Origin of the sequence: Flavobacterium sp. LM4 (assembly GCF_002017935.1) — a bacterium.
GTDB lineage: Bacteria > Bacteroidota > Bacteroidia > Flavobacteriales > Flavobacteriaceae > Flavobacterium > Flavobacterium chungangense.
Map to the genome: position 1 here is coordinate 770,692 of NZ_MUFW01000001.1, position 23,966 is coordinate 794,657.

Sequence of the window (23,966 nt, forward strand, 5' to 3'; positions counted from 1 at the left end):
TAAATCTTTGAACCTGTTTCTTATTATCTATCTTTGCAAATTTTAAAATCTCAAACCGCATGAAATATGTATTTTTAATGAAAAAAACATTTCCACTTTTCGTTTTTTTCTTGTTTTTCTCCTGTGCATCTAAAAAAGATATTGTCTATTATCAAAATATTGATGGATTGAACAGACCAGAAAATGCTTCTTCTTATGAAGTGAAAATTCAGCCTGATGATTTATTGATGATTATAGTTTCTGCTGAAGATCCTGAAATTGCTATGCCTTTTAATTTGGCATCAGTTACAGTGTCAAGTACAGCAAATTTAATGTCGGCAACTGGACAACAGACTATTCAGCCTTATTTGGTTGATAAAAATGGAGACATAGAATTTCCTGTTTTAGGGAAATTAGCTGTAGGGGGATTAACCAGAACAGAAGTGTTAAAATTGTTAAAAGATAAAATAGGAATTTACATTAAAAATTCAATCATTAATTTGCGAATCATAAACTTTAAAGTTTCCTTACAAGGTGAAGTTAATTTACCAGGTACATATACTGTTGCTTCTGAAAGAATTACTTTGATTGAAGCTTTAAGTATGGCGAAAGATTTAACTATTTATGGAAAACGGGATAATATTTTGGTTATTCGTGAAATTAGTGGCGTAAAGTCATATAACAGGATAGATATTACCAAGGCAGATTTTATAAATTCCCCTTTTTATTATCTGGCGCAAAACGATGTGGTGTATGTAGAACCGAATAAGACTAAGATAAATGCTGCAGCTGTAGGCCCTAATACATCTGTCATTATATCTGCGATTTCTATTTTAATATCGCTTTCTGTTCTACTTTTTAAATAAAACTGATAAATTAAGACAAATGCAAGATTTTTATAATGAAGAGTCAGAGGATGAAATTAATGAAATAAATCTTCGGGAACAACTGAATAAATATTTAATTCACTGGAAATGGTTTGTTTTAAGTGGATTCCTTTGTTTGGTTTTTGCGTTTTTATATTTAAGATACACTACTCCAAGTTATGAAGCCAGCACCTCTATCTTAGTAAAAGATGAAAAAAAAGGAGGTATGCTTTCTGAATTATCTGCTTTTTCGGACTTAGGACTTGGTGGAGGTTCTGTAAATAATGTTGATAATGAGATTGAGGTATTAAAGTCTAGGACTTTAGTAGAATCAACGGTGAAAAAACTAAATTTAAATATCAGTCTTCAGGTTGAAGGGAATGTGGTCGATCGTGATATTTACGGAGGAGCACCTGTAAATGTTTTCTTTATCAATAAAACAGAATTATTTGAAGAGGCTAATGTAGTTTTAAAATTTGATTTATTACCTCATGATAGTTTCTCTTTACAGAATGCTGCAACTAAAGCTGCAGTTGATAATATTATTTTGTCATCTAAAAAGGAATTTAAATTTGGAGAAAAAATTCCTACAACTATAGGTGTTTTAATTATTGCTAAGACCGCATTTTACAAACAAAATAATATAGGGAAAAATAAATCAATTCGAATAGTAATTAATCCGATTGAGAGTATAACAGCAAGCTTTAGAAACAGATTAAAAGTAGAAGCTATAAGTAAATCAAGTAGTGTAGTTAATGTTTCTATCACTGATCCTGTTCAAAAAAAGGCTGAAGAGTTTTTGGATAATATGATTCAGATTTATAACGAAGATGCAGCTGAGGATAAAAATTTTATTTCTGAGAATACCTCCAAATTTATTGCTGAGCGTTTAGCATTAATTACTCAAGAATTGGATGGTGTAGAACAAGACGTAGAAAGTTTTAAAAAATTAAACCAATTAACGGACATTGAATCCGAAGCAAAACTTTTTATTGAAGGCTCAAATGAGTATGATAAAAAAGGAGTAGAAGCTGAAATTCAATTAAATGTGGTTTCTTCTCTGCTTGATTTTATTAAAAAAAGTACTAATGCCGATTTATTACCCACCAACATTATCGCTACTGATGGTGATGCAGGCGGTTTAATTACATCTTATAATCAGTTGGTTTTGGATCGTAACCGAATTTTAAAATCGGCGACTACTGAAAATCCTTCGGTGATAAAATTAGATCAGCAAATTTCTTCTTTGAAAGCTAATGTAGCGACAAGCTTAAGAAGGATGCAGTCGAATTTACAAATTCAAAATCGTGATTTAAAAAATCAGGAAACCTTATTGAATAGTAAAATTGGTAAAATTCCAGTACAGGAACGACAGTTCAGGGTAATTGCAAGACAACAAAAAGTAAAAGAGGAATTATATTTGTATTTGCTGCAAAAGCGTGAGGAAACTGCTATTTCATTAGCGGCTACGGAACCTAATGCGCGTATAATTGATGCGGCAAAAGCTAATAAAACTCCAGTAAGCCCAAAGAAAAGAGTTATTTACTTAGCAGGGTTGTTAATTGGACTGTTAATTCCGTTTGGGATTATATATGGTCATAATTTATTGGACACTAAAATTAAAAGCAGATTAGATTTGGAAGGTAAAACCCAGATACCTTTTATTGGAGATATTCCAACATCTGAAGATGCTAATGAATTGATCAAAACAGACAGTAGAACGAGTTCAGCTGAAGCGATACGAATTGTCAGGACAAATCTTGAATTTATGTTAACAAATGTACCGGAGGGCAGAGCAAAAACAATTTTTGTAACCTCTACTTTTCCAGCAGAAGGAAAAACCTTGGTATCTGTAAATCTTGCTGCTACATTTGCGCTCTCAGGAAGAAAAGTTTTGCTAATAGGTATGGATATTAGAAATCCTAAATTTATGGATTATTTCGCAATGCCTAATTTGGGATTGACTAATTATTTGTCTTCAAATGATATTGATATCAACAAATACATTATTAAGCATAATGATTATGAAAATTTCTATATATTACCTTCCGGTGTAATTCCTCCAAATCCGGCAGAATTGCTGATGAGTAAAAATGTTGATAAGCTTTTCGAAATAGTAAAAAAAGAGTACGACTATATTATTGTTGATACTGCTCCTGTAAGTTTAGTTGCTGATACATTATTGGTTGCAAAAAATGCCGATACTTTTGTATATGTAATGCGTGCGAATGTTTTAGAGAAGCGCATGTTGTCTATCGCAAACACTTTTTACAGGGAAAAGAAATTACCAAATATGTGTTTGGTACTTAATGATACTGATTCAACGAAAGGGTACGGATACGGTTATGGATACGGGGTTAAATCAGAGAGTAAATCCTGGTTTAAAAAAATCAAAAATCCAAGTTAAACTTAATGAGTTTTCATAAAAAAAGTCCAGCATTTGGACTTTTTTTATGAAAGTTATTTTTTTTAACGAGAGTTAAAATTTAAAAAACTGATTGTTAGATATGATTTTTTTTAATGCATCAAGTGAATTGACTTTTATTCTTTGTTCAAATGCTGCTATATGGTTATCATGATGTACATCGGTGCCTACAAAATCATACATGCCTTTTTTTAATAATTGTTCAGAAATTTTAGCGATCTCTTCACCATAATAGCCTACAACAGCTAGTAGATTTAATTGAAACAAGCAGCCTGCTTTTTTTAACCTTTCGTATTCATTAAAGTTTTTGTGATAAAATAAATATCGTTCCGGATGCGCTAAAACCGGTATGTATCCTGCAACTTGCAAATCGAACAGTATTTTATACAATTGTATTGGAGCATTCATGTAAGACATTTCTACTAATACATAATTGTCTTTTAGAGGAAGAAGTTTTTCTGTTTTAAAATGCTTTTCGAACCAATCGTCCATAAAGTATTCTGCTGCTGCCTTAAAAGGGTCTTTGATATTATTTTCAGATAACAATAGTGTGGTTTCGTAATGATTATCACAAACTGCTTTAGGAGAATTATTCCATATGTAATGGCTAATATGGGGTGTGGTAACAAATTGTGAAATTCCGATCTTTTTAAGCGCCTTTATTAATCGTACAGTGTCAGAGATCGTTTTTGCACCATCGTCAATTCCGGGCAGTAGATGGGAATGTATATCGATAAAATTATCCGATAAAAGATCTTTTAAGTATGGTTTTTGTTTTAAGAATGATAGCATAGTAGCAAAAATAAATAAAATTGGTAGAAATATTAAGAGTAAAGAGCATAAAGATTTATTTTGTTTTTAAAACCCTTATGCTGACTTAACTGAAATTATTAAATCACTGCAATCTTCCCGTTGGAATTACTTTATGTATTAAATGATATAAAAAGAGAACATGAATTTATAGAAGATTTTCTAAATATTGTAAAAACGATTGGTCAACAACGTTTTTATTGAAGTGAAAATTTTTAACTTTCCCAAAATATTTTAATTTCATGCAATTATCTGTTATTATTCTTAATTATAATGTGCGCTACTTTTTAGAACAGTGTGTTTTAAGTGTTCAGGAAGCTCTTTCGGTAATTGATGGAGAAATTATTGTAGTAGATAACAACTCGGATGATGACAGTTGTCAGATGATTAAAAATAGGTTCCCAGAGGTAAAGCTTATTCAAAATAAAGAAAATTACGGGTTTCCAAAAGGGAATAATATTGGTGTACAACAAGCAAAGGGGAAATATATTTGCATTCTTAATCCTGATACGGTAGTAGCCGAAGATACATTTTCTAAAATTTTGGTTTTTGCTGAAAGGCAAACAAATCCTGGAATTATTGGATGTAAACTTATTGACGGTACAGGTAATTTTTTACCTGAAAGCAAACGAGGAGTTCCAACCCCCTGGGTAGCTTTTACCAAAATTTTTGGATTGTATAAAATTTTCCCTAATCTAAAACTTTTCAATCAGTATTATGCACAGCATTTAAGGGATAACCAAACAGGAAAAGTAGATATTTTGGTAGGTGCTTTTATGGTAATGCAACGTGAATTGTATCTGGAAACAGGCGGATTTGATGAAGATTGTTTTATGTATGCTGATGATATTGATTTGTCCTATTCCGTTTTGCAAAAACAAAAAAGCAATTACTATTTTCATGAAACATCAGTCATACACTATAAAGGAGAAAGTACCATAAAAGATGAGAAATATATGAGAAGATTTCAGGAAGCAATGGAGTTTTTTTATCAAAAGCATTTCAGAAAATCGATATTTTTCTCTGTTTTTATTAAAATCGGAATTCTCTTTTTTTCGTTTATAAAAATGTTTCAGGGAAAACCAAAAGCAAATCTATTACCGGAAAGCTATATTTTCTTGTCTTTAAATAAAATATTGAGCGAACAATTGTCTTTGAGTTTAAAAAATAAAGTTTCTTTTTTGGATTTAAAAAGGGAAAAAATGGTAAATTCGTGCCTCGTTTCAAAGGGTAAAAGAGTTGAAATTATTTTGGATAATCATTATGTTTCTTTTAAAAAATGTATCGAAATCTTAGAAACTCTTAGAGATAAGCGTATTACTTTTAAAATTTTACCTAAAAATGCTAACTTTATTATTGGAAGTGATTCTAAAAATGAACGTGGTAAAATGGTGAAAATTGATTAAAAATTATATTTTATGTAATTTATATTTAAAATATTCAGTAATTTCGCAATATCAAAATCGAAATCACCTTTTAGGTTAATAATATGGCAAGATTTGAATTAAGGCTTCCAAAAATGGGAGAAAGTGTAGCTGAAGCAACCATTACAAATTGGTTGAAGCAAGTGGGAGACAAAATTGAAGCTGATGAAGCGGTGCTTGAGATTGCAACAGATAAGGTTGATAGTGAAGTACCAAGTGAAGTGTCAGGAGTTTTGATCGAGCAATTATTTGATAAAGATGATCTGGTTCAGGTTGGTCAAGTTATAGCGATTATTGAAACAGAAAGTGATGGTGTATCAGAGGTTGAGTCTGTAGAAGAAGTTGTCATTCCTGCTGAAGCAGTTGAGATTGAAAAAACAATCGATGTAGTAAAAGAAGCTGTTTTAGCTCCTCAGGTTTTCTCTAATTCGGATAAATTCTTTTCGCCGTTAGTAAAAAACATTGCTAAAGAAGAAGGTATTTCTCTTTCTGAATTGGAAAGTATTCCGGGTTCAGGAAAAGAGGGGCGAGTTACAAAAGAAGATATTTTAAAATATATTGAGAACCGTAAACCAGATGTTGAGGAGGTAAAAGTTGCTCTTGCTCCAAAATCAATACAACCGACAGTTCAAAAAAGTCAACAAGTAGTTCCGGTTTCTGTAAACGGAGAGGATGAAGTAATTGAAATGGATAGAATGCGTAAGCTTATCTCAGGTTACATGGTGGCTTCGCTTCAAACTTCTGCTCATGTTCAGTCTTTTATAGAGGTAGATGTGACCAATATTGTAAAATGGAGAGATAAGGTTAAAGCGGCTTTCGAAAAAAGAGAAGGTGAAAAACTTACGTATACTCCTATTTTTATGGAGGCGGTTGCAAAAGCGATAAAAGATTTTCCGGGAATCAATATTTCTGTTGAAGGTGATTATATCATTAAAAAGAAAAATATAAATTTAGGAATGGCTGCTGCTTTGCCAAACGGAAACCTAATTGTTCCTGTTATTAAAAATGCAGATCAATTGAACCTCGTCGGAATGGCAAAAGCTGTAAATGATTTGGCAAATCGTGCAAAAACCGGAAAATTAAAACCGGATGATACCCAGGGAGGGACATATACAGTGACGAATGTTGGTACTTTTGGAAGTGTTTTTGGTACTCCAATAATCAATCAGCCACAGGTTGGAATCCTTGCTTTAGGAGCAATTCGTAAAGTACCTGCGGTTATTGAAACGCCTGATGGTGATTTTATAGGGATTCGTCAAAAAATGTTTTTATCGCATTCATATGATCACAGAGTGGTTGATGGTGCTTTAGGTGGAAGCTTTGTGAAGCGTGTAGCTGAGTATTTAGAGGCTTTTGATTTGGATCGGGATTTCTAAATAATACATTTATAATATTTAATCCGGCAGAGTTTTGAATTTTGCCGGATTTTTTCGTTTTATAAATGTAAACTTTCTAAAAAATAATTTTAACAGTTGTTTTGAGAGATAAGTTTGTGATAATTCGTCTTTAAAAATTACATTTGTAAATTCAAAAAAAAATAAAAAAAATGGAACTCAAACTTACCAGGCCAATCTGCTTTTTCGATTTAGAAACCACTGGAATAGATATCGGGAAAGACAGGATTGTGGAAATTTCAATATTTAAAGTTTTTCCAAACGGTAATAAAGAAAGTAAAACCTGGTTAGTGAATCCAACAATTCCAATTCCTCCGCAAACGACAGATGTTCATGGAATCACAGATGAAAAAGTAGCTAATGAGCCAACATTTCGTGAATTAGCACCTCAAGTGTACAATATGATTAAGGACAGCGATTTAGGAGGTTTTAATTCAGATCGTTTTGATATTCCTTTGTTGGCAGAAGAATTGCTTAGGTCAGGTGTTGATTTTGATATGAAAAATAAAGTTTCTGTAGATGTGCAGACTATTTTTCATAAAATGGAAGAGCGTACTTTAAGTGCTGCTTTAAAATTTTATTGCGGTAAAAGTTTAGAGAATGCACATTCAGCAGAAGCAGATACAATGGCAACTTATGAGATTTTAAAAGCGCAGTTAGACCGCTATCCTGAACTTGAAAATGATATAAAAGTATTGTCGGAGTTTACGACACGTAAAAAAATTGCTGATTTTGCCGGAATGATTGCCTTTGATAAAGATAACGAAGAAATCTTTACTTTCGGAAAACACAAAGGAGCGAAAGTTGAGAAGGTATTAGAAACCGAACCGGGATATTTCAGCTGGATCCAAAACGCTGATTTTCCTTTGTATACAAAAAAAGTTTTGACGGCAATTAAATTAAGAAAGTTAAATACTAAATAAGTTCTTATTGACTTAGTGTTTTAGTTTCTTGGTAACTTTAGAAAAAATGAAAATAATCTGCATCGGTAGAAATTACACCAATCATATTGAAGAATTAAAAAATGAAAGACCTTCAGAGCCTGTTGTTTTTATGAAACCGGACTCTGCGGTTTTATTAAAACAGCATCCGTTTGTTATTCCTGAATTTTCAGAAGATATTCATCATGAAATCGAGATTATTGTAAAAATTAATAAAGTAGGAAAGTATATTGAGCCTAAATTTGCACATAAATATTACGACGAAATAAGTGTAGGTATTGATTTTACGGCTCGTGATTTACAAACGAAATTAAAAGAAAAAGGTTTGCCATGGGAAAAAGCAAAAGCTTTTGACGGATCGGCAGTAATTGGGGATTTTTTACCGAAGACACTTTTTAGTTCCGTTGAAAATATTAATTTTGAATTGACAAATAACGCTAAAACAGTTCAAAAAGGCAATACAGCTCTCATGCTATGGAAAATAGACGAGCTTATTTCGTATGTATCACAGTATTTTACACTAAAAATTGGTGATATTATATTTACGGGAACTCCTGCTGGAGTAGCGGCAGTTAAGCCAAATGATGTTTTAGAAGGCTTTTTAGAAGATAAAAAATTATTCAGAATACAAGTAAAATAATGGCATTAAAATACAATTTATCAAAAGTATATGCGCTTTCAGACAATGATTCAGAATTTGTAAAAGAGATTCTAAGGTTGTTTGTTACTGAAGTGCCGGAAGATTTAAAACAGATAAAAGAAGGTATTAAGAAAAAAGATCACAAACATGCCTATTCTTATGCGCATAAGATCAAACCTACCCTTGATTTAATGGGGTTAAATGTAGCTTTTGAGGAAATTTTGCAAGTTGAAGCATGGACGAAGGCAGGAGGCAAAAAGAAAGAAATTGTAGAAACTTTTAAAAGTATCAGAAAACAGGTCAATGATGCTATTAAAGAAATTAAGAAAGACTTTGATCTTAATTAAGGCTTATCTATTTTGCCTTTTACATAGACTGAAAAATCAGGTAGGGTTACTCACTGTTTCTTTTGTTTTGAAAGAAAATATTTAATTGGGTATTATTCTTTGACAATTAAGGATGTCGTTTCTATATCTCATGCAAATCTAGCTAGAGAGCTTCTTTTTTAAATAACTTTTTGTAAGTAAAATATCTTATAAATATGAAGGCAACTATTATTACAATTGGAGATGAAATTTTAATTGGTCAGATTGTAGATACAAATTCAGGCTTTATTGCCAAATCACTTGATAGAATTGGAGTTGAAATTGTTGAGATGATTTCGATCAGTGATAATAAAAAACATATTTTAGATACTTTTGCAAAGTTCCAAAATAAGGTTGATATAGTAATTGTTACGGGAGGATTAGGTCCAACAAAGGATGATGTGACTAAAAAGACTTTTTGCGAATATTTTGATGATGAACTTGTTGTGAATCCGGAAGTTTTGGAGCATGTAACCCAGTTAATAGAGGGTTATTTTAAAAGGCCAATCACTCAAATGAATAAAGATCAGGCGCTGGTTCCTTCAACTTGTACAATACTGCATAATCAGGTTGGTACTGCGCCAGGAATGTGGATGAAAAAGGAGAATACGGTGTTTGTGTCTCTTCCTGGAGTTCCTTACGAAATGAAATATTTGGTCGAGGAAGAAATAATTCCGAAAATAGTTCGTGAATATAAGCGTCCATATATAATTCATAAAACTATTTTGACTTATGGACAAGGCGAGAGTTTAGTTGCAGAACGTATCGAAAACTGGGAAAATAATTTGCCGGATTTTATCAAGCTAGCCTACCTGCCGAATCCTGGCCGTGTACGTTTGCGTTTAACCGCAAGAGGAACTGATAAAGATGAGCTGGAAAAAGCAATACAGGATAACGTTAAGTCATTAGATGCGATAATTCATGATATAATAGTAGGTTACGAAGAAAACGAAACAATCGAAACGGTAATAGGGAAGCTCCTTTCGAAAGAAAATAAAACTATTTCAACTGCTGAAAGTTGTACCGGAGGAAGGATTGCTTCACTTTTGTCAGCTGTGCCGGGTTCGTCAGCTTATTTTAAAGGCAGTATTGTTTCCTATGCAAGTGAAACGAAAGTCAATGTTCTCGGTGTTTCACAGGATTTAGTTGATCAGTATTCGGTGGTGAGTACGCAAGTCGCATCGGCTATGGCCCTGAAAGTGAAAGAGATGCTTAAGACCGATTATGCAATCGCGACAACAGGTAATGCGGGACCTTCAAAAGGTGACTCGGACGCTGAAATCGGGACTGTTTTCATTGCTTTAGCTACCCCAAATGGTGTGATTACAGAAGAATTTAACTTCGGACAACCGCGTGAAAAAGTGATAGATAGAGCCACGATTAAGAGTTTGGAAATATTGCAAAAAGAAATTTTGAAAATTGTGTAACATTTTTTTGCTACAATCGTTTATTTTTCTTTTCTTTGCACCCTGATTTTGAATAACGATAAAAGATAAGTATAATGTCAAGAGTTTGTGACCTTACAGGTAAAAGAGCGATGGTAGGAAATAACGTTTCTCACGCTATGAACAAAACTAAGAGAAAGTTTTCTGTAAACTTAGTTAAAAAGCGTTTTTATCTTCCAGAAGAAGATAGATGGATTACTCTTAGAGTAGCAGCATCTACGATAAAAACAATTAATAAAAATGGAATCACTGCTGTTTTGAAAAAAGCACAGTCAGAAGGATTTATCAAATAATCTTTTCCTAAATAAATATATAGCAAGATGGCAAAGAAAGGTAATAGAATCCAGGTAATTTTAGAATGTACTGAACACAAGACTTCTGGTGTTGCAGGTACTTCAAGATACATTACAACAAAGAACAAAAAAAATACTCCGGACAGATTAGAGATTAAAAAATTTAATCCAATCTTGAAAAGAGTAACAGTTCACAAAGAAATTAAGTAATAATTAGAGGTTTAATAAAATTTCAAATCCAGTCATTTGTTTTTTTATTAATTTCAATAACATTTGAATCATGGCAAAGAAAACCGTAGCATCGTTACAAACAGCTTCTAAGAGATTATCAAAAGCCATCAAAATGGTGAAATCTCCAAAAACTGGTGCATATACATTCGTAGAATCTATTATGGCTCCTGAAGAAGTTGATACTTTCTTGAAAAAGAAATAATTACAATTACAGTATATAGAAAAGCTACTTTCACTCCGAAAGTAGCTTTTTTATTTTTATATTTGTCTTAAATTTAGAGAAAGCCAGGCATTAGCCCTTGTTTTAATTATGGTTTCCTACCATTAATCTGTCTTTTCCTGTCTGAAGAAGTTTGGAAAATGATGTTGTTTCTGTCGGGGCTAAATAAAATCAATTTGCTTTCTTTAAAGATTTGGATTTCAGGTCATCTAAAGCCGAAAAGTCCCAACAATTCTAAAAACCTACAAAACAAATGAGTTTTTTAAAAAAATTATTCTCTACTGATAAAAAAGAGACTTTAGACAAAGGTCTTGAAAAAACAAAAACAACTTTTTTTTCAAAGTTAAGTAAAGCCGTAGCGGGAAAATCTAAAGTCGATGATGATGTTTTAGATAATCTGGAAGAAATTCTGGTAGCATCTGATGTTGGAGTAAATACTACTTTGAAAATCATCGAAAGAATCGAGAAACGTGTTGCTGAAGATAAATATCTTGGTACAGACGAATTAAATCAGATTCTTCGTGATGAAATAGGAGCTTTATTGTCTGAAACCAATACAGGTGAAGCAACAGAGTTTGAAATTCCGAAAGACAAAAAGCCTTATGTTTTAATGGTTGTTGGGGTTAACGGTGTCGGTAAAACAACAACTATTGGTAAACTGGCTTATCAGTTTAAAAAAGCCGGGCATAAAGTGGTTTTAGGAGCAGCAGATACGTTTCGTGCCGCCGCAATCGATCAGCTGCAGGTTTGGGCAGACCGTGTTGATGTTCCAATTGTGAGACAAAATATGGGTAGCGATCCTGCTTCTGTTGCTTTTGATACTTTGCAGTCTGCCGTAGCACAAAATGCTGATGTGGTTATTATTGATACAGCAGGTCGTTTGCATAATAAAATCAATTTAATGAACGAATTGACAAAAGTAAAACGTGTAATGCAGAAAGTAGTTGCTGATGCGCCTCACGATGTGCTTTTGGTTTTGGATGGTTCTACAGGTCAAAATGCTTTTGAACAGGCGAAACAATTTACTGCTGCAACTGAAGTGACTTCTCTGGCTGTGACAAAATTGGATGGAACTGCAAAAGGCGGCGTTGTAATTGGAATATCAGATCAGTTTCAAATTCCGGTAAAATACATTGGCGTCGGCGAAGGAATTGAAGATTTGCAAGTCTTTAATAAATATGAATTTGTAGACAGTTTCTTTAAATAATTTATTAAACAATAAAATGAGTTTTTCTTCTTTTAAAAATATATCCCCTATTGCATTTTATTTTGCAAGCGTTTTAAGTTTTGTTTTAGCGAATGTATTAAAGGATAAAAGTTTGTCTTTCTACTATGTTTTATTGGTTTTAGGGCTTGCTTTCTTTTTTGCAGGAATGTTGAAAAGAATCCGTACAAAACGATAGTTGTGTAAAAAACAATTTTAAACCATGTAAGAAATATAAGGTCATTTAAGTAGTGTTAATATTTTGCTTACGTGTACTTATATTTCTTATCTGGTTGAATTTTTATATCGTTTTTTTGATTTCTACTGATACAAAGCATTAATTTTCTCCCATAAAACTTTATCAAAATCAGATAAAGCAAGATTTTCGTCATCTGCAGCATCTCCCATTCTGATGACTACCATTTTTTTGCTTGGAATAACATAGATTTTTTGATCATTTTTTCCCAGAGCCATAAACATATCGCTTGGTGCAGTTGGAATTATACTTCCCTGAAAAGTAAGCGGCGATTGAGGAAGGTGATAATTCGCTTTTCCGTTTAGCCACCATAGGTAACCATATGCTAAATTAATGTTTTGAGATGTAGTAGTAGCTTCATTGAAATAAGCTTCATTCAAAATAGTGTTGTTCTCCCATTTTCCTTTGTTCAGCATCAATAAACCAAAACGTGCCATGCTTCTTGTGGTGCTTGTGTAAACACTATTTACGTCTATTTTGACCCATGTCCCATCCATACCAATTTTGTCTCTCAATTTAGCGTTGAAATAGGTTGACCAGTTCTGTTTACTTGCAGCAGCAGCAGCGTCTTGTAACTTTACGTAAACATTATGATATGCCCAGCGTGTTCCTGCATCGGCTTTGTAGATTAAATCGGCAGGTTCAACATCATCTGTGCTGTCATCAAGGCCTGATGTCATCGTTAACAGATGTTTGCACGTAATTAGATTTTCTTTAGCAAGTGTTTCGCTTGTCCAGCCCGTACCAAGATATTCAGACACTTTATTATTAATGTTGAGTATGCCTTCCTGTTGAGCGATTCCTGTAACGGTGGAGGTTAACGTTTTTCCTGCACTTGCCCAATACCAGTTTTTGGTTGCTGAATGGTCGTTGAAGTAGTTTTCTAAAACGATTCGGCCATTTACCAATATGATAAATGATTTAGAGTTTTTGAGTTCTAAATAATCTAATAGTGGCTGAACAGCATTCTGATTCCATTTTAGGTCAGAAATAGATTGGGTTTCCCAAGCATTTCCGGACAGAGGCGGAAAATACATGCTTTGAGTGGTGGGTGTGTCAGTAGTGTTGTCTTCTTTACTACAGTTGACGAAGAATAATAAAATCAGGATTTTACAAATTGTTTTAGTCATGGTTTGTCTTTTTGGTTTGTGGTATGACCAAAAATATGTAAAATAGTTTAATGTGTTTAGCAAATTTTCATCTCTTTTCAACTTTATAAAGTTTAACTTTGTAGTTCTCTAAAAATCTTTTGAAAACGGAATGTTTAGCCCTGATGGAAGCGGCATCCTTTTATGGCAGGGTTTGCCATAAAAGATAGAGCGGACAGCGGGAAATAGCTTCTTATAAATAATACAATATGAAAAACACTTTTATGATTTTGGTTTTATCGCTTTTGTTTGTAAGCTGCAAACAGGAAATTAAACCGGCAGATATTGCAAAACTGAATGGCTACTGGGAAATTGAAAAGGTGGTTTTTGATAAAGGAGAGGAGAAGGTTTACGGAATGAATGAGAATTTTGATTATTTTCAGATTAAAGGTACTAAAGGTACCCGGACAAAAGTAATGGCGCAGCTTGACGGAACTTTTTTGACTACAGATACTTTTGAAAATGTGTCGGTTCGGTTTACAGATAAAGGGACGTTTTTGGACTATAAAACGAATTATGCTAAATGGAGTGAGGAATTGATTTCGATTTCGGATGAAGCTTTTGTGGTAAAAAACGATCAAAATAAAGAATACCATTATAAAAAATCAGGACCAGTAAATTTATTAAACGATGGCAAAAAGACTAAATAACGAAAGTACAATTGGAGCTGTTTTGCAACAGATTATCCAGGTTAATAAATTGCAGCCTGGAATGGATCAGATTGATGTAAAGGAGGCATGGGCAAATTTGATGGGGAATGGTGTAAAAGCGTACACAAAAAATGTTGTTTTGAAAGGAAGTACGCTTTACGTAGAACTTGGATCAGCTGTTTTGCGTGAAGAATTAAGTCATGGGAAATCTAAAATAGTGAAAATGATTAATGAAGAATTAGGGCGTGAGGTTGTGAAGGATGTGGTTTTGAGATAGTAATCAGTGGTCAGATCTTAGTGTTGAGTTTCAGTATCCATAAAAAAATCCCGATTCCATTTTAGAATCGGGATTTTTTTATCAGTAAGTACTGCCAACTTAAAGCTGAACACTGAATACTAAAATTGTTCTCTTCCTGCAAAGTGGAATGCGCCTTCGATAGCAGCATTTTCATCGCTGTCCGATCCGTGAACTGCATTTTCTCCAATAGAGGTTGCGTATGCTTTACGGATAGTTCCCTCAGCAGCTTCGGCAGGGTTTGTAGCTCCGATTAAAGTTCTGAAATCTTCTACAGCGTTGTCTTTTTCTAAAATTGCAGCAACGATTGGTCCGCGTGACATGAATTCTACCAATTCTCCGTAGAAAGGTCTTTCGGCGTGAACTGCGTAAAATGCTTTTGCATCTGCCACAGTTAATTGCGTTAATTTTAATGAAACGATTTTGAAACCTCCGTTAGTAATCATTGCAAGGATATTCCCGATGTGTCCGTTTGCAACAGCATCCGGCTTAATCATTGTAAAAGTTCTATTTGTAGCCATTTTTTGTGTTTTTTAAATTTGGTGCAAAAATAGAACTTTTTTACGAATTGATTTTAATAAATTCATAATTAAAGCACAGTAGAATGAGGTTTTGATTAAGAAAATCGAGAATTGTGAATTGCGAATCAAAAAAAGATGCTCAGCTGTGCGTCCCTATATATTGCGTTTTGAAAAATTAGACTTTGAAAATCAATTTGTTTCTGTAGAAAATCCATAGAATAAAGGTCCAGATTCCAACATAAACCAATGCTCCTGCTAATGAAGCTGTCATTGGATTACTGAAAAACGGCGCAATCCAGAAGCGATATAAAAAATCTAAAAGGTTGGTCTGATCTTCGGGTTTTTTGGAATTTTGGAATTGAATCATGACCAAAGCCTGAGGAATAATCTGTGAACAGAAGAAAACAATCATTGGATTCATTCCCCAGATTAAGAATGGTTTAAATCCTTTTTTGTAATCTGCAATATCAATCAGGTAATATAATATGGTAAAAAATACGGTTGCCAATCCTGTTGTAAATAAAACATAACTGCTTGTCCAAAGCGATTTGTTGATTGGAAAAATCAAATCCCAAATTAATCCTAAAACGATCAGTCCGGCGCCGATCCTGCCCATTTTTAGTGCTTTTTTAATTTTAGAACTATCACTTTGTAAAAATTGTCCAATGAATAATCCTATAATTCCATTTACTATTGATGGAATTGTGCTTAAAATTCCTTCCGGATCCCATGTGACAGTACCGCTGTACATATGACCTTTTAGCAAAATACGATCCAGCCATGATGCCAGATTGGTTCCTTTTTCAAGATTTGCTTCTCCAATTCCGGGAACAGGAATTAGTGTCATTATACCCCAATATCCTAATAATAAAACTGCTCCGGTTATAATTTGTGTTTTTAAAGTCGTTTTTAGATATAAAAGGGAGACTACGAAATATACAATGGCAATTCGTTGTAAAACTCCCGGAAGTCTTACGTCATGATATGCTTCAATACCACTGTAAGCCAGAACCAGATAAATAAGCAGAATTGAAAAAGCTAAAATGTTTTTTACTTTAGAACTAAAACTTCCCATTAAGGCATAACCAACAGCGATAGTTATGGCTAAACGACCAATAAGAAGTGGAATTCCATCAAGCCCAAATAATTGAATTTTACCAAAAAAGTTGAAGAAAATCCCCAGACACAACATTCGCAACGAACGAATCAGGATTTTACTGAAAGTAGTATTGTCATAAAATTTGTCAGGCATTGCAAGTGGAACAGCAACTCCCATAATAAAAACAAAAAAAGGGAATACCAAATCGGTTGGCGTGCATCCGTGCCAGTCGGCATGTAACAGAGGAGGATAAACATTGCCCCAGTCTCCGGGATTGTTGACAATTGTCATTAATAAAACAGTGAGTCCACGAAAGACATCTAGCGAAATTAAGCGTTCTTTTACCATTGGTTTTGGGCAAATGGGTTAATTAATTATTTTAAAAATCGCTATTTGGTTTAGGGAATAATAATTTTGAGAAGAGAGGTGGTTATTTGTTTCTCAAGATTATTACAATATTATTTTTGCTCCAAATTAATCTTTTTTTTGATGAGTAATTCAGTAATATATGCTCTGTTTATATTGTTATAATATCGAAATTGTGTTCTAATGGCTTTAATTTCTGAATCAAAAGCGGAATCAGTTGTTCCCCTTTCTCTAAATAAAATTCAGAAAAATTTGCCTGACGTTCCTGTAAACTGTTATTTGGAAAAAGCTCACACTGCAAATCAGTAACTCTTTCTAATTGATCCTGCAATTTTCTTTTTTGTGCTTTAAGCAAACGCTTTTCAAGATTTTCCAGCCCTTTTTTCTGTTTGGCTTCCTGTGCTTTTACGGCACCGGAAAATGATTTATCCGTTTGATCCGCTAACTCGTAAAGATATTTAAATTGTTGTTCTAATGTTTCTTTTTGAACAGATAAATCAATTGGAAAAGCAGATAATTTATGTGTGATTGTATTCACTAAATCAGCAGGTTTAGTAAACAGATCTGCCCAGCTTAAATTTAAATTATCGGCTTTTTTAGCTTGTTTTTCAGTTGCTAAAAGAACTGAGTTTCGAACTAAAAGCATTGGGAAAGAAATATTTACTGCATCAAAAAATGACTTTAATTCAAGCCAGTAAGCAATTTCTCCGCCTCCGCCAATATAACACAGATTTGGTAAAATAATCTCCTGATAAAGTGGGCGCATGATTACGTTTGGGCTGAATTTTTCAGGATTGCTTTCCAGTAGTTTTAGTATTTCTTCTTTTAAAAATGAAATCCTAGTATTGTTAACATAATATTTGTCTTTTTCAAAAATGATTCTTTCGCGCAGATTATCTTCAATATAAAACAAATTTATCTCGCGCGGATTTACCTGAACACTGTAATCCTGAAGCTGTTCAATGGTTTTTTGAACCGTTTTGAAAGAAGTCTGCTTTTCTAATTCTTCTTTTACAAAAGGGATAAAAGCACGTTTTAAATCTGCATCATCAGCGTCTAAAATAATTAAGCCATAATTAGCAAATAAATTATTGGCTAAAAAACGTGTTGCATCAGCAAGATTATCATGTTTCAGATAAGCATCTTCAAACAGTTTTTTCAGAGTATTTGCATTCGTGCTTGATCCTAATTCCAAAGCATAAATTTCCAAAAATTCGGCTAAACCTTCAGTTGAAAGTCTCCCAACAGGCCCTGTGCTTTCTTTGTTCCAACGAAATTTTTTTCCTTTGAAATTGAAATAATTGATCTCTTCAAAGTCATGATCTTCAGTTGCCATCCAGTAAATCGGAATAAAATTATTCGATGGGTATTTCGACTTTAATTCTTTGGTAAGATTAATAGTTGAAATAATTTTATAAAGAAAATATAATGGACCGCTGAATAAATTTAGCTGATGTCCTGTGGTAATTGTAAATGTATTTTCGAGCGCTAAAAGCTCAATATTTTGTTTAGTCGAATCTGAGATTTCGATATTTTGATATTGTTTTTTTAACGTATTTACTAACGGAATTCGGTTTGCATTATCAAAATTTGATTGCTTTTCAACGATTTGTTTTTCGAAATTTTCTAGTGTTGGAAAGTGATTGTACAGCGGTTTTAATTCTGGTTTCTGATCTAAATAGTCTTGCATCAATTTAGAGAAATACCCTGAGGTTTGATAGCTGATACAGTCGGTTGGCATAATTTTGAATTTATTTTTGACAGCTGTAAATTTAATGAAAATATGCAGTTAAAAATGGTTTTAACGATTGCTTATGATTTGATTTTTGTTTTTTGGTTTAAAAACTTTGTAATCAGGCTTTTAGTTTTTGAGAAGTTGTGTAACATTGAAAATTTATAAAATTTGTTAAAAAACGCGAGTGTTGTGAAACTAATTTTTCTAAAACTGAATTATTTACAATGAAACTCTATTTTTGCAAGTAAAAAAGTTATATCACAGTAATATGAAAAGTAATCCCAATCAAAAGAACTCCTTAAAGCATGTTCTGTTTGGAAGCCTTATTGGTACCACAATTGAATTTTTTGATTTTTATATTTATGCCAATGCGGCCGTATTGGTTTTTCCTCAATTATTTTTTCCCGGTTCAGATGCTACCATGGCAACTTTAGAATCATTAGCCACTTTTTCAATTGCCTTTTTATCACGTCCGCTGGGTTCTGCTTTTTTTGGACATTATGGAGATAAAATCGGCCGAAAATTTACCTTAGTTGCTGCCTTATTGACTATGGGAATCTCGACAGTTACCATAGGATTTTTGCCTGGTTATGCCAGTATTGGTGTTGCCGCTCCGTTATTATTGATGCTCTGCCGATTCGGGCAAGGTGTTGGTTTAGGAGGAGAATGGGGAGGAGCCGTTTTATTGGCCATTGAAAATGCACCACCGCATAAACGTGCCTGGTACGGAATGTTTCCGCAACTGGGAGCGCCAATTGGATTACTGCTTTCAGGAGGAACATTTTTAATACTGACGGATTCAATGAGCAATGAAGATTTTATGAATTATGGCTGGCGGATTCCTTTTATAGCCAGTTCACTTTTGGTTATAGTTGGTTTTTATATCCGAACTAAAATCTCTGAAACGCCATCCTTTGAAAATTCTAAAAATGCACATGAAGAAGTAAAAGTTCCGTTTTTAACTTTGGTAAAATCGTATAAAAACCAATTGATTTTTGGAACATTAGGAGCTGTGACAACCTTCTTGGTATTTTATTTAATGACAGTGTTTACCCTGAGCTGGGTTACCTCAGATTTAGGTTATGGAAAAAGAGATGCCTTGTTGATTCAATTGTTTTCGGTATTATTTTTCGCTCTTTTTATCCCGATTTCAGCTTTGGTTGCGGATAAAATTGGCCGTCGTAAAATATTAATTTTCACTACAATTGCAATTGCTGCTTTTGGATTTTTCTTTTCATTATTCCTTAATTCAGGAAGCCCGTTTTTAGTAACGGCTTTTGTTTGTATCGGAATGTCTTTAATGGGATTTACTTACGGACCTCTGGGGACATTTTTATCAGAGTTGTTCCCTACCACTGTTCGTTATTCAGGAGCTTCGTTAACGTTTAATCTGGCTGGAATTTTGGGAGCAGCATTTGCACCCATGATTGCAATTTGGCTGGCAAGTACGTATGGTTTGAATTATGTTGGTTTTTACCTGACAATTGCAGCTATTATTTCTTTAGTTTCCTTTTTAGTAATTTCTAAAAAAGTACACCAGTTTTAATATTCCTAAAATCTAATTTATAGGGAGGTAACGAGTCATTCGTTACCTCTTTTTTTTTGTAAAAATCTTAAAATAGTTGATTAATTTATGTTTTATGAAATTTTATTTACGTGTTAAGTGTTTGTATTTTAGTGCTTTAAAAATATTTTTAAGAAAATTTTATGATTTAATTTGTTTATTAAAAAAATAATTCACAAAATTTGCATCAGAAAATAAGTAATTAACTATTAATAAACGAAGACAATGTTTGTATTAAACCTTACCTCTCAAAACATCGCATCAGGATCAGATTCTGTTGGCATGTGTCTTCGTGGCTTTTCTCAATCATAGCAAATCAATTTAGAGATATGAACAAGCCCGAAGGAAAATAACTTTCGGGCTTTTTTTTATTCTAGACACTTCAGAAATTCCCGAATATCCGAACTGAATTTATCTGTTTCAGATAAAAATGCTGTTGCCTTTATTTTTTAATATCTGGTACAAAAGAAAATAATTTAATTTTTTTTAAATGGAGAATTATTTTTTAGATGATTACATAAACGGTAGTCGTTTAAAATCCAAAAGAAAGAAAAAACAATTAGTCAAAAAAGATTTTGAAAAGCAATTAATTCAGTTGTCGAAACTGGAAAAAGAACTTTGGAAAAAGCGTAATAATTTACCATTAATACCTTTAGAAACACCTTATCAAAAAGGATGGCAGCGTTACTTTATTTTGAGAGAAGATGTAGCTAGATCAAACGATGCGTTATTTTATAACAATTTGCTCGAAAAAATAAATACAGTACAATACTCTTCTGAAAAATCTTTTAAGAAAAAGAAAAAAAAGAGCAGAAAGTACGTCTGTAATGATAGATCACAATTTTTGAAAGAGTTTTTTGAATATGAATGGGCGAGTCCAAAGTTAGACTTGACAGAAAAGGAAAAAGCACATTTTCATAAAGTTCAACGCTGGTGGCCAAATTGGAAATGCTACAGAATTCATTATGTGTTTGATGAGCCATGGCGATTCGTTTTTCGGGTCAGACCCAATATGATAACGCATACCAAAATGGTTGACGCTGATTTGGAAAGTGAAATTGATCAGTTGGACAATTACATTACAAGTAATTTTTTACGGAATTCGATGGTACGAATTGTACACGGCCGTGTAAAACACAAAAGATTGAAAGAAAAAGAAATCTCAAAATATTAAGACCCTTTGACTAATATACAAATTCATGCGATGATGTATGAATTTAATGAAGAGAAAGAAAAATCAAATAATGAGTTATTTAAACTCAAAAGATAAAGATAATGGGAAATAAATTATCCGGAAAAGACCTGATTAAAATAGGTTTTCCAAAAAATAATAGTATCAATATTGCCTTGGGGCAAATCAACCGATACAGAAAACGAGAAAAAAAAGAAAGTATATTAACCGAAGCAAAAGAAGTTTTACTGTTTCCGGAAAAATTTACCGGACACGGAACCTGGGGAAAAGTTGCCGAAGGATTGGTAAATCCGGTACAAGTGAGAATGCATCAGCTTAACAATACAAGAGCGCCTTTCTCAATTTTCGGAGAAAATGAAATTGATGAACAGGCAAAATATCAATTGTATGATTCCTTAAAACTGCCAATTTCAGTAGCAGGAGCTTTAATGCCGGATGCGCATTCCGGTTACGGATTACCAATTGGCGGAGTTCTGGCAACAGATAATGCCGTGATCCCGTACGGAGTTGGAGTAGATATTGGCTGCCGAATGAGTTTGTCAATTTTTGATATACCAGCTTCTTTCTTTAAAGGAAAAGAGCATCAGCTGGAAGCTATTTTAAAAGACAATACCAAATTTGGAATGTATGAAACCCACACCATTCGGGCAGATCACGAAGTGTTTAGCCGAAGCGAATTTCAGGATATTCCGCTTTTGAAAAACCTTTTGAGTAAAGCTTACAAACAATTAGGGACATCTGGTGGAGGAAATCACTTTGTTGAATTCGGAATTGCAAAAATCACCGATCCGCTTAATGAATGGAAGATTGGAGTTGGTGAATATTTTGCAGTGCTTTCGCATAGCGGTTCCCGTGGACTGGGTGCTAATATCGCAAAGCATTATACGTATCTGGCAACCAAACAATGTCCGCTGCCTAAAAATGTTCAGCATTTAGCATGGCTCGATCTGAATACTCATGACGGTCAGGAATACTGGCTTGCTATGAATTTAGCAGGGGATTATGCCAAAGCCTGCCATGATGATATTCACCGCCGAATTGCAAAAGCGATTGGTAAACGTGTTGTTGTGACAATTGAAAACCATCACAATTTTGCATGGAAGGAAATCGTAAACGGCAAAGAGGTTATTGTGCATCGTAAAGGAGCAACTCCGGCAAATAAAGGTGAATTGGGAATTATTCCCGGTTCGATGGCAGCACCCGGATTTATAGTTCAGGGAAAAGGAAATGTAGCGAGTTTAAATTCGGCATCTCATGGTGCAGGAAGATTGTTTTCGAGAAAAAAATGCAAAGAAACTTTTACGCAAAGCGAAATTAAAAAAGTGCTCAAAGCAAATGATGTGACTTTGATTGGAGGTAATATTGATGAGGCTCCTATGGCTTACAAAGACATTAATAAAGTAATGGCAAACCAAACAGAACTGGTGGATTTGTTAGGAACATTTACACCAAAAATCGTTAGAATGGACAGGTAATTATGGAAAAAATAATTCAAATAACTTCAGGTCGCGGTCCGGCTGAATGCAGTTGGGTTGTAGCCCAAGTGCTGAAAACTTTTCTGGAAGAAGCAAATGAGAATAAAATAAAAACAACCTTGCTTCAGCGTGAAAAAGGAATTGAAAACGGAACGGTAGAAACAGCTACAATTTTACTCGAAAGTGATAAGCTTACAGCTTTTATAAATTCATGGGTTGGCACAATTCAGTGGATTGGTCAGAGTCAGTTTAGAAAATTTCACAAACGGAAGAATTGGTTTATCGGAGTTTTTGAAGTTGATAAAGTAACAACTACCGAAATAACAGAAAAAGATATTCAGTATCAGGCTATGCGCAGTTCCGGAGCCGGAGGACAACACGTAAACAAAGTAAGTTCAGCAGTACGGGCAACTCATGTGCCAACAGGAGTTAGCGTAGTAGCAATGGATTCACGATCGCAACACCAGAATAAAAAACTGGCAACCGAAAGATTGCTTCAGAAGTTTAAGGACGAAACGGTAAAACAATGCAAAGCCGAATTTCAGGCACAGTGGATGAACCAATTGCAGATTCAGCGTGGGAATCCGATTCGGATTTTTGAAGGATCCGATTTTAAGAAACAAAAACAAGTAAAAAATTACAAACAGGAACGGCAAAGATTAAAACGGGAAGATTATCTAGACCGCGAATAAGGATAAAATCTTTGCATTCCGAATAGAAAAAATTATGAAAACAGTAGATAAATATCTTTTTCAGGCATTAGACAATTATCCGTATTCACTGGAAGAAACCATCGAATCATTGGATTATGCTTTGTCTTACGATGATAAAAATACCATGGCCTTGTGTTTATACGGTCAGGTTTTCTCAGATCAGTTATCCAAATATGAAGAAGCCAAAGAGTATTTTCAGAGAGCACTTTCAATTAATATCCATGCTTTAGAGGTATATCCTTTTTATATTCATACTTTAATTTTAAATGAAGATTACGAAGAAGCAATGAAACTGATTGATTTTGCATTGACTGTCAAGGGAATCAATAAAACAGAAATTCTTTTGAAGAGAATCATACTTTTAGAACGTCAGCAAGAATTTAAAAAAGCATTGAAAGTGATTAAAAAGGTAAAACTTACCACAATCAATACATGTTATGATTATGCGATTGAAGAATCTGAAAAAAGGCTGAATAAAAAATTGAACGGAGATTCGAAAAAGGATAAATCGGCCAGGAAAAAAAAGAAGAATAAGTAAAAAAGAAAGGATGTCAATTAAGGCATCCTTTTTGGTTTAAGGTCAGTACCAAATCTTTTCCTGAAAAGATTATAAATATCCCGTATTTTTGCAGAAAATTATTCTTTTGAAAACCAAACTCTTTCTAATCGCACCACCCTTTACCCAACTGAATACGCCGTATCCAGCAACGGCTTA

The 23,966-nt window shown here is 33.6% G+C and carries 24 protein-coding genes; 19 read left to right on the plus strand and 5 right to left on the minus strand.

Annotated elements, in window-relative coordinates:
• Window positions 1-77: 77 nt before the first annotated feature.
• Together BXU10_RS03545 and BXU10_RS03550 are read left to right on the plus strand one after the other, a co-directional pair.
• Complete coding sequence (locus BXU10_RS03545; protein ID WP_123921945.1) at window positions 78-845, plus strand: polysaccharide biosynthesis/export family protein; 768 nt, start codon at window positions 78-80, stop codon at window positions 843-845.
• Between the two features lie 19 nt (window positions 846-864).
• Window positions 865-3,252, plus strand: coding sequence for a tyrosine-protein kinase (locus BXU10_RS03550; RefSeq protein WP_078226126.1), 2,388 nt, complete (start codon window positions 865-867; stop codon window positions 3,250-3,252).
• Between the two features lie 72 nt (window positions 3,253-3,324).
• Here the strand turns inward: BXU10_RS03550 and BXU10_RS03555 are convergent, their stop codons facing one another.
• On the minus strand, window positions 3,325-4,062 hold the full coding sequence (locus tag BXU10_RS03555) for a tyrosine-protein phosphatase (RefSeq protein WP_031456102.1): 738 nt from the start codon (window positions 4,060-4,062) through the stop codon (window positions 3,325-3,327).
• A gap of 260 nt (window positions 4,063-4,322) precedes the next feature.
• Here BXU10_RS03555 and BXU10_RS03560 point away from each other — a divergent pair, with 260 nt between their 5' ends.
• The 10 genes from BXU10_RS03560 to ftsY all read left to right on the plus strand — a co-directional run bounded on the left by BXU10_RS03560 (window position 4,323) and on the right by ftsY (window position 12,240).
• Window positions 4,323-5,486, plus strand: a complete 1,164-nt coding sequence (locus BXU10_RS03560) for a glycosyltransferase family 2 protein (protein WP_078226127.1) — start codon at window positions 4,323-4,325, stop codon at window positions 5,484-5,486.
• Between the two features lie 83 nt (window positions 5,487-5,569).
• On the plus strand, window positions 5,570-6,880 hold the full coding sequence (locus tag BXU10_RS03565) for a dihydrolipoamide acetyltransferase family protein (protein ID WP_078226128.1): 1,311 nt from the start codon (window positions 5,570-5,572) through the stop codon (window positions 6,878-6,880).
• A gap of 170 nt (window positions 6,881-7,050) precedes the next feature.
• Window positions 7,051-7,821, plus strand: coding sequence for a 3'-5' exonuclease (locus BXU10_RS03570; RefSeq protein WP_078226129.1), 771 nt, complete (start codon window positions 7,051-7,053; stop codon window positions 7,819-7,821).
• Between the two features lie 46 nt (window positions 7,822-7,867).
• Entirely contained in the window at window positions 7,868-8,479 is a 612-nt protein-coding gene (locus BXU10_RS03575) for a fumarylacetoacetate hydrolase family protein (RefSeq protein ID WP_078226130.1), read from the plus strand.
• On the plus strand, window positions 8,479-8,826 hold the full coding sequence (locus BXU10_RS03580) for an Hpt domain-containing protein (RefSeq protein ID WP_078226131.1): 348 nt from the start codon (window positions 8,479-8,481) through the stop codon (window positions 8,824-8,826). Before BXU10_RS03575 ends, BXU10_RS03580 begins: the two co-directional genes overlap by 1 nt.
• A 194-nt stretch (window positions 8,827-9,020) precedes the next feature.
• A complete protein-coding gene (locus BXU10_RS03585; protein ID WP_078226132.1) occupies window positions 9,021-10,271 on the plus strand; it encodes a competence/damage-inducible protein A in 1,251 nt (416 codons plus the stop codon).
• Between the two features lie 74 nt (window positions 10,272-10,345).
• Complete coding sequence (gene rpmB / locus BXU10_RS03590; RefSeq protein ID WP_008468080.1) at window positions 10,346-10,582, plus strand: 50S ribosomal protein L28; 237 nt, start codon at window positions 10,346-10,348, stop codon at window positions 10,580-10,582.
• Between the two features lie 27 nt (window positions 10,583-10,609).
• Window positions 10,610-10,792 carry a 50S ribosomal protein L33 gene (gene rpmG / locus BXU10_RS03595; RefSeq protein ID WP_017495179.1) on the plus strand — a complete coding sequence of 61 codons (183 nt, stop codon included), beginning with the start codon at window positions 10,610-10,612 and terminating at the stop codon, window positions 10,790-10,792.
• Window positions 10,793-10,862: 70 nt separating this feature from the next.
• Window positions 10,863-11,015, plus strand: a complete 153-nt coding sequence (locus tag BXU10_RS03600; RefSeq protein WP_072961632.1) for a DUF4295 domain-containing protein — start codon at window positions 10,863-10,865, stop codon at window positions 11,013-11,015.
• 271 nt (window positions 11,016-11,286) lie between these two features.
• Entirely contained in the window at window positions 11,287-12,240 is a 954-nt protein-coding gene (gene ftsY / locus BXU10_RS03605) for a signal recognition particle-docking protein FtsY (RefSeq protein WP_078226133.1), read from the plus strand.
• 318 nt (window positions 12,241-12,558) lie between these two features.
• Here the strand turns inward: ftsY and BXU10_RS03615 are convergent, their stop codons facing one another.
• Window positions 12,559-13,623 (minus strand): serine hydrolase, encoded by a 1,065-nt coding sequence (locus tag BXU10_RS03615; RefSeq protein ID WP_078227902.1) that lies wholly within the window; start codon window positions 13,621-13,623, stop codon window positions 12,559-12,561.
• A 227-nt stretch (window positions 13,624-13,850) separates the two neighbouring features.
• On the opposite strand from BXU10_RS03615, the gene BXU10_RS03620 reads away from it, so the two are divergent.
• Together BXU10_RS03620 and BXU10_RS03625 are read left to right on the plus strand one after the other, a co-directional pair.
• Window positions 13,851-14,291, plus strand: a complete 441-nt coding sequence (locus BXU10_RS03620; protein ID WP_078226135.1) for a hypothetical protein — start codon at window positions 13,851-13,853, stop codon at window positions 14,289-14,291.
• Window positions 14,272-14,568: a DUF721 domain-containing protein gene (locus tag BXU10_RS03625; RefSeq protein WP_078226136.1), complete on the plus strand. Its 297-nt coding sequence runs from the start codon at window positions 14,272-14,274 to the stop codon at window positions 14,566-14,568. Before BXU10_RS03620 ends, BXU10_RS03625 begins: the two co-directional genes overlap by 20 nt.
• Before the next feature lie 119 nt (window positions 14,569-14,687).
• Here BXU10_RS03625 and BXU10_RS03630 read toward each other — a convergent pair whose 3' ends face one another.
• From BXU10_RS03630 to bshC, 3 genes are all read right to left on the minus strand, one after another.
• A complete protein-coding gene (locus BXU10_RS03630; RefSeq protein ID WP_031456090.1) occupies window positions 14,688-15,107 on the minus strand; it encodes a nucleoside-diphosphate kinase in 420 nt (139 codons plus the stop codon).
• A 175-nt stretch (window positions 15,108-15,282) separates the two neighbouring features.
• Window positions 15,283-16,554, minus strand: coding sequence for an acyltransferase family protein (locus BXU10_RS03635; protein WP_078226137.1), 1,272 nt, complete (start codon window positions 16,552-16,554; stop codon window positions 15,283-15,285).
• Window positions 16,555-16,723: 169 nt separating this feature from the next.
• The gene (gene bshC / locus BXU10_RS03640; RefSeq protein WP_078226138.1) at window positions 16,724-18,313 is read right to left on the minus strand and encodes a bacillithiol biosynthesis cysteine-adding enzyme BshC; all 1,590 of its coding nucleotides are present in this window, start codon (window positions 18,311-18,313) and stop codon (window positions 16,724-16,726) included.
• 262 nt (window positions 18,314-18,575) lie between these two features.
• Between bshC and BXU10_RS03650 the strand changes: the two genes are divergently transcribed.
• The 5 genes from BXU10_RS03650 to BXU10_RS03670 all read left to right on the plus strand — a co-directional run bounded on the left by BXU10_RS03650 (window position 18,576) and on the right by BXU10_RS03670 (window position 23,789).
• A complete protein-coding gene (locus BXU10_RS03650) occupies window positions 18,576-19,853 on the plus strand; it encodes an MFS transporter (protein WP_078226140.1) in 1,278 nt (425 codons plus the stop codon).
• Window positions 19,854-20,361: 508 nt separating this feature from the next.
• Window positions 20,362-21,045: a hypothetical protein gene (locus tag BXU10_RS03655; protein WP_078226141.1), complete on the plus strand. Its 684-nt coding sequence runs from the start codon at window positions 20,362-20,364 to the stop codon at window positions 21,043-21,045.
• A gap of 101 nt (window positions 21,046-21,146) precedes the next feature.
• Window positions 21,147-22,538, plus strand: coding sequence for an RtcB family protein (locus BXU10_RS03660; protein WP_078226142.1), 1,392 nt, complete (start codon window positions 21,147-21,149; stop codon window positions 22,536-22,538).
• 2 nt (window positions 22,539-22,540) lie between these two features.
• Window positions 22,541-23,230 carry a peptide chain release factor H gene (gene prfH, locus BXU10_RS03665; RefSeq protein ID WP_078226143.1) on the plus strand — a complete coding sequence of 230 codons (690 nt, stop codon included), beginning with the start codon at window positions 22,541-22,543 and terminating at the stop codon, window positions 23,228-23,230.
• Window positions 23,231-23,264: 34 nt separating this feature from the next.
• On the plus strand, window positions 23,265-23,789 hold the full coding sequence (locus BXU10_RS03670; RefSeq protein ID WP_078226144.1) for a hypothetical protein: 525 nt from the start codon (window positions 23,265-23,267) through the stop codon (window positions 23,787-23,789).
• Window positions 23,790-23,966 lie beyond the last annotated feature (177 nt).

What these genes read in the sequence shown, in the direction of transcription:
- BXU10_RS03545 (WP_123921945.1), top strand. Translation starts at nt 78, where the DNA reads ATGAAAAAAACATTTCCACTTTTCGTTTTTTTCTTGTTTTTCTCCTGT.
- BXU10_RS03550 (WP_078226126.1), top strand. Translation starts at nt 865, where the DNA reads ATGCAAGATTTTTATAATGAAGAGTCAGAGGATGAAATTAATGAAATA.
- BXU10_RS03555 (WP_031456102.1), bottom strand. Translation starts at nt 4,062, where the DNA reads ATGCTATCATTCTTAAAACAAAAACCATACTTAAAAGATCTTTTATCG.
- BXU10_RS03560 (WP_078226127.1), top strand. Translation starts at nt 4,323, where the DNA reads ATGCAATTATCTGTTATTATTCTTAATTATAATGTGCGCTACTTTTTA.
- BXU10_RS03565 (WP_078226128.1), top strand. Translation starts at nt 5,570, where the DNA reads ATGGCAAGATTTGAATTAAGGCTTCCAAAAATGGGAGAAAGTGTAGCT.
- BXU10_RS03570 (WP_078226129.1), top strand. Translation starts at nt 7,051, where the DNA reads ATGGAACTCAAACTTACCAGGCCAATCTGCTTTTTCGATTTAGAAACC.
- BXU10_RS03575 (WP_078226130.1), top strand. Translation starts at nt 7,868, where the DNA reads ATGAAAATAATCTGCATCGGTAGAAATTACACCAATCATATTGAAGAA.
- BXU10_RS03580 (WP_078226131.1), top strand. Translation starts at nt 8,479, where the DNA reads ATGGCATTAAAATACAATTTATCAAAAGTATATGCGCTTTCAGACAAT.
- BXU10_RS03585 (WP_078226132.1), top strand. Translation starts at nt 9,021, where the DNA reads ATGAAGGCAACTATTATTACAATTGGAGATGAAATTTTAATTGGTCAG.
- rpmB (WP_008468080.1), top strand. Translation starts at nt 10,346, where the DNA reads ATGTCAAGAGTTTGTGACCTTACAGGTAAAAGAGCGATGGTAGGAAAT.
- rpmG (WP_017495179.1), top strand. Translation starts at nt 10,610, where the DNA reads ATGGCAAAGAAAGGTAATAGAATCCAGGTAATTTTAGAATGTACTGAA.
- BXU10_RS03600 (WP_072961632.1), top strand. Translation starts at nt 10,863, where the DNA reads ATGGCAAAGAAAACCGTAGCATCGTTACAAACAGCTTCTAAGAGATTA.
- ftsY (WP_078226133.1), top strand. Translation starts at nt 11,287, where the DNA reads ATGAGTTTTTTAAAAAAATTATTCTCTACTGATAAAAAAGAGACTTTA.
- BXU10_RS03615 (WP_078227902.1), bottom strand. Translation starts at nt 13,623, where the DNA reads ATGACTAAAACAATTTGTAAAATCCTGATTTTATTATTCTTCGTCAAC.
- BXU10_RS03620 (WP_078226135.1), top strand. Translation starts at nt 13,851, where the DNA reads ATGAAAAACACTTTTATGATTTTGGTTTTATCGCTTTTGTTTGTAAGC.
- BXU10_RS03625 (WP_078226136.1), top strand. Translation starts at nt 14,272, where the DNA reads ATGGCAAAAAGACTAAATAACGAAAGTACAATTGGAGCTGTTTTGCAA.
- BXU10_RS03630 (WP_031456090.1), bottom strand. Translation starts at nt 15,107, where the DNA reads ATGGCTACAAATAGAACTTTTACAATGATTAAGCCGGATGCTGTTGCA.
- BXU10_RS03635 (WP_078226137.1), bottom strand. Translation starts at nt 16,554, where the DNA reads ATGGTAAAAGAACGCTTAATTTCGCTAGATGTCTTTCGTGGACTCACT.
- bshC (WP_078226138.1), bottom strand. Translation starts at nt 18,313, where the DNA reads ATGCCAACCGACTGTATCAGCTATCAAACCTCAGGGTATTTCTCTAAA.
- BXU10_RS03650 (WP_078226140.1), top strand. Translation starts at nt 18,576, where the DNA reads ATGAAAAGTAATCCCAATCAAAAGAACTCCTTAAAGCATGTTCTGTTT.
- BXU10_RS03655 (WP_078226141.1), top strand. Translation starts at nt 20,362, where the DNA reads ATGGAGAATTATTTTTTAGATGATTACATAAACGGTAGTCGTTTAAAA.
- BXU10_RS03660 (WP_078226142.1), top strand. Translation starts at nt 21,147, where the DNA reads ATGGGAAATAAATTATCCGGAAAAGACCTGATTAAAATAGGTTTTCCA.
- prfH (WP_078226143.1), top strand. Translation starts at nt 22,541, where the DNA reads ATGGAAAAAATAATTCAAATAACTTCAGGTCGCGGTCCGGCTGAATGC.
- BXU10_RS03670 (WP_078226144.1), top strand. Translation starts at nt 23,265, where the DNA reads ATGAAAACAGTAGATAAATATCTTTTTCAGGCATTAGACAATTATCCG.